Annotated in this window: 10 protein-coding genes; 5 read left to right on the top strand and 5 right to left on the bottom strand. The window is 46.5% G+C overall.

The annotated features are described in order from the left end of the window. The 5 genes from ABUA47_RS00035 to ABUA47_RS00055 form a co-directional block, all read left to right on the top strand. The coding region (locus ABUA47_RS00035) for a beta-L-arabinofuranosidase domain-containing protein (RefSeq protein WP_349831358.1) at window positions 1–1,136 on the top strand (1,136 nt) is incomplete at its 5' end. Next, window positions 1,137–2,228, top strand: coding sequence for a serine hydrolase domain-containing protein (locus ABUA47_RS00040; protein ID WP_005832948.1), 1,092 nt, complete (start codon window positions 1,137–1,139; stop codon window positions 2,226–2,228). A gap of 61 nt (window positions 2,229–2,289) precedes the next feature. Continuing rightward, on the top strand, window positions 2,290–4,233 hold the full coding sequence (locus ABUA47_RS00045) for a glycoside hydrolase family 97 protein (RefSeq protein ID WP_035449049.1): 1,944 nt from the start codon (window positions 2,290–2,292) through the stop codon (window positions 4,231–4,233). A 64-nt stretch (window positions 4,234–4,297) separates the two neighbouring features. Further along, window positions 4,298–5,947: a glycoside hydrolase 43 family protein gene (locus tag ABUA47_RS00050; protein WP_035449340.1), complete on the top strand. Its 1,650-nt coding sequence runs from the start codon at window positions 4,298–4,300 to the stop codon at window positions 5,945–5,947. A 13-nt stretch (window positions 5,948–5,960) separates the two neighbouring features. Beyond that, on the top strand, window positions 5,961–7,175 hold the full coding sequence (locus tag ABUA47_RS00055; protein WP_035449047.1) for a glycoside hydrolase family 88 protein: 1,215 nt from the start codon (window positions 5,961–5,963) through the stop codon (window positions 7,173–7,175). A 78-nt stretch (window positions 7,176–7,253) separates the two neighbouring features. On the opposite strand, the gene ABUA47_RS00060 is transcribed toward ABUA47_RS00055, so the two are convergent. Genes ABUA47_RS00060 through ABUA47_RS00080 form a run of 5 tightly spaced genes read right to left on the bottom strand, consistent with a single transcriptional unit; the run spans window position 7,254 to window position 12,010 of the window. Further along, the gene (locus ABUA47_RS00060) at window positions 7,254–8,459 is read right to left on the bottom strand and encodes a hypothetical protein (RefSeq protein ID WP_035449045.1); all 1,206 of its coding nucleotides are present in this window, start codon (window positions 8,457–8,459) and stop codon (window positions 7,254–7,256) included. A gap of 11 nt (window positions 8,460–8,470) precedes the next feature. Continuing rightward, window positions 8,471–9,115: an ATP-binding cassette domain-containing protein gene (locus tag ABUA47_RS00065; protein ID WP_005826927.1), complete on the bottom strand. Its 645-nt coding sequence runs from the start codon at window positions 9,113–9,115 to the stop codon at window positions 8,471–8,473. A gap of 34 nt (window positions 9,116–9,149) precedes the next feature. Next, the gene (locus tag ABUA47_RS00070) at window positions 9,150–10,703 is read right to left on the bottom strand and encodes a DUF4836 family protein (protein WP_005832938.1); all 1,554 of its coding nucleotides are present in this window, start codon (window positions 10,701–10,703) and stop codon (window positions 9,150–9,152) included. A 22-nt stretch (window positions 10,704–10,725) separates the two neighbouring features. Beyond that, window positions 10,726–11,424 carry a 16S rRNA (uracil(1498)-N(3))-methyltransferase gene (locus ABUA47_RS00075; RefSeq protein ID WP_035449043.1) on the bottom strand — a complete coding sequence of 233 codons (699 nt, stop codon included), beginning with the start codon at window positions 11,422–11,424 and terminating at the stop codon, window positions 10,726–10,728. 1 nt (window position 11,425) lies between these two features. Continuing rightward, a complete protein-coding gene (locus tag ABUA47_RS00080) occupies window positions 11,426–12,010 on the bottom strand; it encodes a bifunctional nuclease family protein (RefSeq protein ID WP_035449041.1) in 585 nt (194 codons plus the stop codon). Between the last annotated feature and the right edge of the window lie 12 nt (window positions 12,011–12,022).

Below are 12,022 nucleotides of genomic sequence, written 5' to 3' on the forward strand. Positions count from 1 at the left end.
TAGATCCGCTGAAAGAACAACGCGATGATTTAGGTACCAAGCACACGAATACCTTTATTCCAAAAGTTCTTGCCGAAGCACGCAACTACGAGCTGACGCAGGATAACGACAGTCGGAAACTGACAGATTTCTTTTGGCATACCATGATAGACCACCATACCTTTGCACCGGGATGCAGTAGTGATAAAGAGCATTATTTCGATCCACAACAATTATCCAAACATCTGACCGGATATACCGGTGAGACTTGTTGTACGTACAATATGCTGAAACTAAGCCGTCACCTGTTCTGCTGGACGGGAGATGCCAAAGTTGCCGATTACTACGAACGTGCACTCTATAATCATATTCTTGGACAACAAGATCCTGAAACGGGAATGGTATCCTATTTCTTGCCCTTACTCTCCGGCTCTCACAAAGTTTATAGTACCCGGGAGAATTCCTTTTGGTGTTGTGTAGGCAGTGGTTTTGAAAGTCATGCCAAATACGGAGAAGCTATCTATTGTCACAATGAAAAAGGAATTTACGTGAATCTCTTTATTCCGTCAGAAGTAAACTGGAAAGCAAAAGGAATAACTCTGCGTCAGGAAACAGGTTTCCCAGCAGAAGAAAACACTACATTGACCATCCAAACAGACAAACCTGTCACCACTACGATTTATCTGCGCTATCCCTCATGGAGTGAAGGCGTGAAAGTAAACGTCAACGGGAAAAAAGTATCGGTAAAGCAGAAACCGGGATCATACATTGCTGTAACCCGCCAGTGGAAAGACGGTGATCGCATTGAAGCCAATTATCCGATGAGCCTGCAGCTGGAAACCACTTCTGATAATCCTCAAAAGGGAGCTCTGCTATACGGACCGCTGGTATTGGCCGGCGAATTGGGAACAGAAGGTATGCAAACTCCGGCACCATTCTCTGATCCGGCATTATACAATGATTATTATACTTACGATTATCATATCCCGGCAGGATTGAATACGACATTGCAAGTAGACTTAAAACATCCGGAACGCAACCTGCAACGTACAGGTAAAGGACTGGAATTCAAAAATGCGGAAGGTACTATATTGAAACCTCTGTACGATGTGCACCATCAACGTTATGTTATATATTGGGATTTAAAAACAAAGTAGATGAAAAAGAATCTTCTTACAGTTTCTCTTTGGGGAATTTATCTTTTATTCCTGTCATGCCGCCCTGCCAGTAATAGGCAGGCGGTTTATAATTTTGCACCACTCGATTCCATTATTACCGGTTGGATAGACAAAGAGTATTATCCCGGTGCAGCCATTTGCGTAGTTAGAGATGACAGCATTATCTTTTGGAAAAACTATAAAGAATTCACTCCCGATACCAAAGTCTATGTAGCCTCTGCCGGAAAATGGGTGGCAGCTGCAGTCATCGGAGCGGTAGTAGACCGTACCGATTTGGATTGGAATGATAATGTAAAGAAATGGATTCCTGAATTTAAAAACGACGTAAAAGGAATGATTACTTTACGTCAGTTGCTTTCGCACACATCAGGCGTTCGCCCTTACCTGCCGGAACCACGCGTAGACAATTACAATCAGCTGGATTCGGCAGTCATGGAGATTCTTCCACTTGACACGGTTTTCACTCCCGGCACTCGTTTTGAATATGGCGGACTTGCCATGCAGATAGCCGGCCGGATGGCAGAAAAAGCGATGAATAAAGAATTTGAGGAATTATTCCAGAAATTAATTGCCCGACCTTTAGGAATGAAAAGCTCTCACTTCACGCCCGTGAATACGGATGGCGGACACGCTCCCATGCTGGGTGGAGGTCTCTGTACCACTTTGCACGACTACATGCGTTTTCTTGATATGATCTACCACAATGGCGTATTTGAAGAAAAGCAAATACTGAAACCCGAAACCATACATGAAATGCAGGCAGACCAGGTGGGAAATGCGGAAGTTCATCCGGGTGAATACGTAGAACGTGCACTGAAAAAATATCATACCGGTATATACGGTTTGGGAGAATGGAGGGAACTCATTGATGAAGCAACAGGAGAAGCCTATCAGATCAGTTCACCGGGTTGGGCCGGCGCCTATCCATGGATCAATAAACAGGGCCGGGTATATGGATTCTTCATAGCTCATGTACAGGGAAGTTCACAAAAGGAAGATGGTTTCTCGTCATTTTATGGAAGTCCCGTCATTTCACAAACTGTCTCGAACATTATTTCCCTAAAAAGATAGAATACATTGAGTATCCCCATATCTTAAATCGTATTTATATAAAAACAATAAATACGAGGATATGAAGACTATCGGCTCAACAATTATTATGTTAGCTCTCGCTTCTTCCCTTTTTGCGGACAATGGCAAGGAACTGAAGCTGGCATCTCCTGACGGAACACATGAAATAGTATTTTACCAAAAGCAGGTTTCACCTGCGGTAAACGAACTTTGTTATCGGGTAGATTACAAATCACAACCCGTAGTCAATGAGTCGCGTGCCGGGTTGGAACTGGACAACCGGATATGGGAAATGGCTTTGGGAGTTCGAAATCTGAAACAGCCTGCCTGCTGGATGGACAATCTGGAAGTGGACTCCGTGACTTACCAGCCCGAAACAAACCTCACCTGGCAGCCGCTTTACGGTGAGCGTAGCAGTGTACGCGATCATTACCGGGCCGGCACCCTTTGTCTCTCCAAGAAAGACAACTCCGGTTATCGGCTCAATATAGAGGTACGTGCCTATAATGAAGGAGTGGCTTTCCGCTATTTCTTCCCGGAACATCCGAAGGCTATCTTTCATAAAGTAGTAGGTGATCTCACAGAATACGCCTTACCGGCAGGCACAAAAGCATGGACTGAACAATGGGCACAGGCTTTCTTCGAACGCCTGAATATCGATGATATCAAACATCCGGTGGAACGTGCCCTTACGTTTGAACTCCCGAATGGCAAATGGGCCGCACTGGCAGATGCGGATGTAGACGACTGGTGCCTGACCAAATACCTCGTCTCCACCGATAAGAAGAACACGTTGACTTCTGTAATGTATAGCCCCGTAGATGTGGTGACCTATTATGCCACTCCTTGGAAGATAGTCATGGCAGCCGACAAACCGGGTGAATTGCTGGAACACAATGATATCATCCAGAATCTGAATCCGCCGTGCGAAATTGCCGATGCTGCCGCATGGGTGAAACCGGGCAAGATTATGCGCGAAACGACTATCACCACCGAAGGGGCTATTGCTACCATCGACTTCTGTGCAGCACATCATATTCCGTATATGCTTTTCGACTGGCAATGGTATATGCCCTGTACTTCACATGACGGGGATGCTACAAAAGTGGTTGACAAACTGGATATGCCCCGCGTAGTAGCATACGGTAAGGAGAAAGGAGTTGGCATCTGGGTGTACGTCAACCAGCATGCACTCATGAAACAAATGCGTGAACTCTTCCCATTGCTACGCCAATGGGGAATTGTCGGAGTGAAATCCGGTTTCGTACAATACGCCAGCCATCGCTGGGCTACCTGGTTGCACGACATGGTCCGCTTGGCAGCAGAGAACCATCTGCTGATGAATATCCATGATGAGTATCGCCCTTCAGGCTTCAGTCGTACTTATCCGAATTTATTGACTCAGGAAGGTATTTGCGGAAACGAAGAGTTTCCCGATGCAACTCATAATGTCACGCTTCCCTTCACTCGCATGATAAACGGTGCAGCCGACTATACGATCTGTTATTTCGACAAACGGCTGAAAACGACTCATGCCCACCAACTGGCAGCATCGCTCGTGTTCTACAGTCCGCTGCAAACTATCTTCTGGTATGACAAACCGTCGTTCTATCACGGAGAACCGGAAATGGAATGGTTTGAGAACTTGCAAACTGTATTCGACGATACGAAAGTATTGGATGGCGCTCCCGGCAAAAACATAACGATGGCCCGTCGTAAAGGGCAGGAATGGTTCTTGGGGGCGATGACCAATAATGAAGGTTCCGAAGAAGAAATTCCTTTGGATTTCTTGGATAAGAATAAAGTCTATCTTGCTTCTGTCTATACCGATGGCGGCGAAAAGGTGAAAACACGTACGCAGGTGGAATGCAGCTATTTATTGGTGGATGCTTCCATGACGATGAAGTTTGACCTGAAACCCAGTGGCGGTGCTGCGGTTCGTTTTGTACCGGTGGAGGCGAAAGAGGCGAAGGGATTGAAAAAATATAAAGGAAAAATATTATAAAGGTTTAGGTGTAATTCTCCCTTTGAACGTAATAGATGATGGATTATTCAAAGAAGGTATTGTTATGGTAAAGATGTTTTTTATACTGTTTGGAGTACTTGCATTTTGTCAGGCTGTATGTGGGCAGTCCGTTTCCAAAGTTTGGGTTGCCGACCGGAAGGATGGGACGTATATGAATCCTGTTCTGCATGCCGACTATTCCGATCCGGATGTGTGTGCGGTGGGAGATGATTTTTATATGACCGCTTCCAGTTTTAATTGTACTCCGGGGTTGCCCATTCTCCATTCCAAGGATTTGGTGAATTGGAAACTGGTAAACTACGCGTTGAAAGTTATCGAACCGGAAGAATTCTATAACAAGCCTCAGCATGGAAAGGGCGTGTGGGCTCCTTCCATACGTTACCATAACGGTGAGTTCTATATTTATTGGGGAGACCCGGATTTCGGCATTTTTATGGTGAAGGCCAAAGACCCGCAAGGTGAATGGGATAAACCGGTATTGGTAAAGGCCGGAAAAGGCATGATAGACCCTACGCCTTTGTGGGATGAAGACGGGAAGGCCTATCTGGTTCATGCGTGGGCCGGAAGCCGTGCCGCTTTCAACAGTGTCGTCACGGTATGCGAAATGAATCCGGAAGGAACCAAAGTCATCAGCGAACCGGTGTTGGTATTTGATGGCAATGACGGGGTGAACCATACGGTGGAAGGCCCCAAATTCTACAAACGCAATGGGTATTATTATATATTGGCCCCTGCCGGTGGGGTGGTTACCGGTTGGCAACTGGCACTCCGTTCAAAGAATGTTTATGGCCCTTACGAAGTGAAAAGGGTGATGGCGCAAGGAAGTACGGACATCAACGGCCCACATCAGGGTGCTTGGGTAGAGACGAATTCCGGTGAATCCTGGTTTGTACATTTTCAGGATAAAGCAATGTATGGGCGGGTCATTCATCTTAATCCGGTGAAGTGGACGGAGGGTTGGCCTGTCATTGGTGAAGATAAGGACGGTGACGGTTGCGGAGAACCGGTAAGACGGTATCGGAAACCGAATGTCGGGAAGACATATCCGGTAGAGACTCCGGCAGAGAGTGATGAGTTCAATTCCCGCCGGTTGGGGCTGCAATGGGAATGGCATGCCAATTATCAGGATGCTTTTGGTTTTACTTCCGATTTGGGGTATATGCGTATCTATGGGCATGTGCTGTCCGAGGACTTCGTGAATTTCTGGGAAGTGCCGAATCTGTTGTTGCAAAAGTTTCCGGCAGAAGAGTTTGCTGCCACGACCAAGTTGAAGGTGGTGGCTAAAGCTGACGGACAGCAATCCGGATTGATTGTGATGGGATGGGACTATTGTTACATTGGAGTGGAGAAGCAAGGCGACAGATTCGTACTAAAGCAGGTGGTCTGCAAAGATGCCGAGCAACAAAATAAGGAAACTTCTACCCGATTGATGGAATTGCCGGTAAGCCGGAAGCTTGAAGCCGGACTGTTCCCCAATTATGAACGGGACATCTATTTGCGGGTAAAGGTAGGTAAGAATGGGGTCTGCCATTTCCATTATAGTTTGGACGGAAAGAAATATCAACCGGCCGGTGAACCGTTTACTGCACGTCAAGGCAAGTGGATTGGCGCTAAAGTCGGTTTGTTCAGTACGGCTCCGTTTGGTAAAGACAGAGGTTGGGTTGATGCTGACTGGTTTCGCATAGAAAAATAAAAAGATAAGATAAATGAAAACAAAAACACTATTGGCAGGCTTGGGACTATGCTTGCTTGCTGCTTGTTCAACTTCAAAAGAGGAGTTGATTGTTGATAAGGAACTGGATTATTGTAATCGTCAGGTGCATCGTACTTTGGACATCATGCGTGGAAAGGGAGGTAAGATTGACTATACGATGATGCCTCGTAATATCTTGGATGGCCAGTACGACTGGAATTATCGCAAGGCTACGAAAGATGAATGGTGCAGCGGCTTCTGGCCGGGTATTTTGTGGTATGATTACGAGTACACCGGTGATGAAAAGATTAAAGAGGAAGCGGAGAAATTCACAGCTTCTCTGAAATTCCTTTCCGAAATCCCGGCTTTCGACCATGATTTGGGCTTTTTGGTCTTTTGCAGTTATGGAAACGGGTACCGGTTGACCCATAATCCCGAATACAAGCAGGTGATTCTGAATACGGCAGATTCATTGGCTACCTTGTTCAATCCCCGTGTAGGCACTATCCTTTCGTGGCCGCGCAATGTGGAGATGTTCGGTGGGCATAATACGATTATGGATAACCTGATTAATCTGGAGATGTTGTTTTGGGCAGCCAAGAATGGCGGTAATCCATATCTGGCAGATATAGCCGTCTCTCATGCCGATAAGACAATGAAGTACCAGTTCCGTCCGGATTATACTTCCTGTCATGTAGCAGTTTACGATACGCTGACGGGAGATTTTATCCGGGGATGTACCCATCAGGGATATGCGGACAATTCAATGTGGGCCCGTGGGCAGGCTTGGGGAATTTATGGATATACTACTGTCTATCGTGAAACAAAAGATGTCCGTTATCTGGATTTTGTGCAAAAGGTGACGGATGTATATCTCAAGAATTTGCCGGAAGATTATGTGCCGTACTGGGATTTTAATGACCCTGCCATCCCGGATGCTCCACGTGATGCATCGGCTGCCGCAGTAGTAGCTTCCGCATTATTGGAACTTTCTACTTATCTGCCTGGTGAAAAGGGGAGGGAGTACAAGGGTGCTGCCATAAAGATGTTGAAAAGTCTTAGTTCGGATAAATATCAGAGTAGAAAGAGCAAACCTTCTTTCTTGTTGCACTCTACCGGACACTGGCCTGCCAAGTCGGAGATTGATGCCTCTATCATCTATGCTGATTACTACTATATGGAGGCATTGTTGAGGCTGAAAAAGCTGGATGAAAAGGAAAACGGATAAAGTTTGTTTCGAGTGTTGGGATAGGAGCAATACCCTGATTTTCGGGACTTATCTATCTGTTTTCCGATGAGCCTGGCTTTATCTTCTTAACCTGATGAGGTTACTGACTTTCCGTTGTATTGCCAGTACGTTCAGCAGTGATACTGCCAGAAACAGCAGACCGCCGGTCAATATGCATGGAAGCAGTGAACCGCTCTCCAGTTGCGGGAAGAGGTTTTGGACTACTTCTATATAGTAACTGCGTACCCATGCCACGCAGCCGATGGCGAGGAGCAGTACCAGTACATTCAGCCCTACTGTCAGTATATAATAAGGCGTGGCTACCCGCGTCGGGCTATATCCTATCAGCAGCAGGTTTTCCAGTTTTACCGTATTCTTTTGGAGAAGCAGGAAGATGCTCAGCATCAGGATGTAGAATGACAGAATGCTGATGAACAATCCTACGCCCACGACGATAGCTGTAATGAGACGCAGGAAATAAGTTGTCTTTCCGGCATCCAGATTGTTGCCTTCGGTTTCGTAATTCTTTTGCTGGAAATAGTCGGTGATGGCTGTGTCGGTAGGATTCTTCACTTCCACAATAAGTCGGGACGGTTCAGCTTCTTTCTCCGGTGCAAAATTCTTGTTGGCCCAGTCCATGAAGGATTGGGGAACGAGAATGGTATTCAGCCGGTTGGAGAATCCTACAATGTTGCCTTTATATTGTTCCACACGTCCGTTGCCCCGCATCATGATATCCATCTGTACCAGACTCATCAAACCTTCGGAGAGTTTCGGCAGACTCCGGCTTTGTGCAAAGCCAAAGTTATAGAGGTTCAGATAATTGCGCGGAACGATGATGGGAATTATCCGGGTATCTTCATCAAAATGCCATTTGTCCAGACTGACATCCACATATTCGTCGGGTACAGACTCGAAAAACATCTCTGTCGACAAGCGGATACCGGCTTCCTGCATACCGAGTCCGGCAGAGACTTTGAACAAGGAAGGAGTGAACGCGCCTACCCCTTTGGTGAAAGGTTGGGCTTTCAGGTCTTTTATCTCATCTTTGGAGAAGGTATTGCTTTTCCCGGCAAAGCTGCCCAAAGTACTGATTTTCTTGGTAGCAATGATATAATCCTTCTTCATGAAACTGTCCCCTTCCGTAAAAACGGGAAGGACATCACGATAGAATTGTACGCTCAGCAATACAATCATCATGCCGAAGAGATTGGCGAGGAAAAAGCCTGCCAACTGTCCGACACTGATGTGCTGGCGGAGAAGTTTCCAAACAAGTCGGTTCATATTAGCCACATTTATAATTGATAAATTTCATCATAATCCAATTCCAGATGTTTGCCGATGGAAGTCACTATGATTCCCGCTCCTTGGCGGCTGGCTTCTTCTGTCAGCAGCCTGCCCATGATTGTTCCGTTCTCGTCATCCAGATGGCTGACGGGTTCGTCCAGGAAGATGAAGTCGAAAGGCTGGCAGAGGCTGCGGATAAAGGCGACTCTTTGTTGCTGGCCGAAAGATAGCTTCCCGGCTTTCTCGTTTACCTTGTCGGCAATGCCGATTGCCTCGAATAGGGTAAGGACTTCTTTCCTTTTTTTGAAGTTGGTAAGCCGGTTCTTCAGTTGTATGTTTTCGATGGCGGTAAGTTCGGGAAAGATACGCAACTCCTGAAAAAGAATGCTGAGGGAGTGTTTGCGTATATCTGTCCAGTCATTGACGGAGAGTGAACGGATATTGCGCTCATCAAAGTTGATGATTCCCTGATAATCGTTGCGGTAGCCGTAAACATAGCTGCAAAGCGATGATTTTCCGGTGCCCGAAGCGGCTTCTATGAGATAACGTTTCCCTTTGTGGAACGTAATGTCCCGATGCCATACGTCTGAGGTAATGGCATCACGGTCGGCAAACACTTGAGGTAGTGTTTGCCGTAGGTGAATCCTATTCATGAGTGGTATTAATCCTTAATCTCTAATCCTTAAATTACATTCCTGCAAACTGCTTGATAAAGTCCACAATCTGTTTCAACGCATTAACATTCTTGTTCTTCAGCTGCAGGGTAACGGTTGCCTTGTCCTCGTTGCCGACAGCTTCCAGATACGAGATATTACCGAGCAGCGAGTAATAGGTGCTATACTCTTGTCCGCCAAATCCAGCTAGCATTTTTACAACGGGCAGGTCAAGTACGGCTTCCGCATTGATGACAAAGGCTGTACGCTTGCCTTTTAGGCTGGAAGCGAAGTCAGTCTCTTTGGCAGACGGGTCGGCGGTCTTACAGGCATTCTTATACAGCAGTTCGTCATTGGTGGCGTACATCTGTTTGTCTCGTATGCCGAAGAATATGTTGATAGCGCGTGATTTATAGACATATTCATTCTCATTCAATTTCACGATGTCTTCGCCGCGTTTCAGTCCCAGTTCGGACTTTTTCTCATAAAGGGCTTTCAAGGGAGCGTCGTTCTTTACGCTGGCATAGGCCAGGAAAGAAGGATTGCTGTTCATGGTTACATTAATAAGGCCTATGGTCAGGTCGTTGTGGAAAGCACTGAACAAGTCTTTTACTTCAGCGGCTTTGGTAATGGAGAAATCGTTGCGGAACTGCTCATTCTCTTGCAGCACATTGTAGAACTCTTCTCCATTGATACCTATGCTGAATAGCGCCAGGGTAGATTTTGGGAAATACTTCAAGAACGTGTTTTCGATGGGACAAGTACTTTTGATTTGCTTTTCGAAAAGTGCTTTCAATTCTGTGTTCTCGGTATAGCTCTCTACTTTCAGTTCTATTTTCCCTTTTTCGAAGGAGAGACTTCCCAGCATCTTCAAGTCTTTCAGGTCGATATTGTGGGATATTCCGTAATTCAGCGGATTGGCGTATGCACTCAGCAGGCTGGAAGGAGAGATGAGCATATTGATGTCTCCATCCTGCTTTTGCATTTTCTTGAAAGCGGTGTTACTGTTGATGCTGTTTTCTCCGGTCTGTTTCAGCAAGGCGGGAATTCCTTCTTTGACTTTTTCCAGTTGCGATGTGCCGGTGTAGTTCACCATCATAAGCGTGGTAGGAGTGAAAGCGAGCAATGCCCGCTTGTTGATTTGTGCAAAACTGTAACCGTCCGCTTCTGCCACATGGCTGATTATCTGTTCTTTCTCCGTAACTTCCAGAAGCTTCAGCAAATCATCCTCACTTTGAACCTTGGCTACCATGGTGGTGTAGGGGAACGAGGGAGCGTTGAAGACATAAATCGGCGCATTGACGTCCACTCCCGATTTGGCAGGGTCTTTCAGTACAGCCTCCAATTGTTGGAAAGTAGCTGCATTCATATCGCTTTTCAAGGCATCTGTCAGCTTTTGCAGTGCTTCTTTAGTCTCTTTATCTTTGGTACCGGCCTTGTCTGCCAATGATTTTAAATTGACAGCGATGACTTGCGAGGCATCGGAAGGAATAACGTTGGTGTATTCTGGCTTTTTGGACGAACAAGCGCTTATCAGCACGATGAGCATTGCCAGTACTGAGAAGTGGAAGAATAGGTTCTTTTTCATATAGTTTTTGTTTTAGTGAGTATCATTGATTCTGTAAATTGAGGATGTGGCAGGCAACCAGTGCCGCCGTCTCTGTACGCAACCTTGATTTTCCCAAGCTGATGGGGATAAAATCGTTTTCCGTCGCCTTCCGGACTTCCTCTTCGCTGAAGTCTCCTTCAGGACCGATTAGTACGAGAGCGTCCTCTCCGGGATGTACCATATCCTTCAAAAGCGGTTTTTCGCCTTCATAACAGTGGGCGATGAATTTCTGACCCAGAAAAGGCTGTGTGATGAACTTGTTGAAGTCTGTCATTTCATTCAGTTGGGGCAGGCGTGCCTTGAGCGACTGCTTGATGGCAGAAACCAGAATTTTGGAGATGCGCTCCGTCTTGATGACTTTCCGTTCCGAGAAACGGCAGTTCAGGAATGTCAGTTCATCAAACCCTATTTCCGTCGCTTTCTCGGCAAACCACTCTGTACGGTCCATGTTCTTGGTAGGTGCCATGGCAATGTGCAGATGACCTTTCCACAAGGGGGCTTGCGGAAGGGTTTCCAGAATATTCACCAGGCAGCGTTTGTTGGTAGCCGTACTGATTTCGGCGCGATAGAAGCAGCCCTTTCCGTCTGTCAGCATAACCTCGTCGCCTGCTTGCAGGCGTAAGACCCGTACGGCATGTGCTGCTTCCTCTTCGGGCAGTTCTGCGTGGGTCTGTATGTCGGGAGTATAGAATACGTGCATGTTACAAATTGTTTTTGAGTTGGTTGATTTGGTCTCTTATCTGTGCGGCTCGTTCGTAATCCTCTTCTTCGATTGCTTTTTGCAGGGCCGTTTTCAGTATGCCTATCGTGTCTTCCTGCAGCAGTTCGTCTTTGTCCGGTTCGCTGCCTCCCATCGGGTCGGTGGAACCTTCGGCGGTTTTCAGACATTCTGCTTCGAGGATGTCTTCGTAGACAAAGATGGGGGCATTCATGCGCAATGCCAGGGCAACGGCGTCGCTGGTACGCGCATCAATCCGGAGAATGGTTTCTTCGGCTTTCATATAAAGGTAAGAGTAAAATACCCCGTTGTCTACTTTATAGATAAGAATACGCATCAGTTTTACACCCAGCACCTCAAGAACGGAAGCAAATAGGTTATGGGTCAGCGGACGGGGCGGTACAATACCTTTCATCTCGATGACCATAGCTTGTGCTTCGGTGGCACCTATAATAATCGGAAGCTGGCGTTTGCCACCCACTTCACCCAGTACCAGGGCATAGGCACCCGCTTGCGCCTGGCTGTTGGAAATGTTTAGTACTTGTAGTTCTATCTTTTTCTTATTCATACCTATTAAATC

Source organism: Bacteroides sp. RTP31139st1_H2_RTP31139_211217 (genome assembly GCF_040227615.1).
GTDB classification, from domain to species: domain Bacteria; phylum Bacteroidota; class Bacteroidia; order Bacteroidales; family Bacteroidaceae; genus Bacteroides; species Bacteroides uniformis.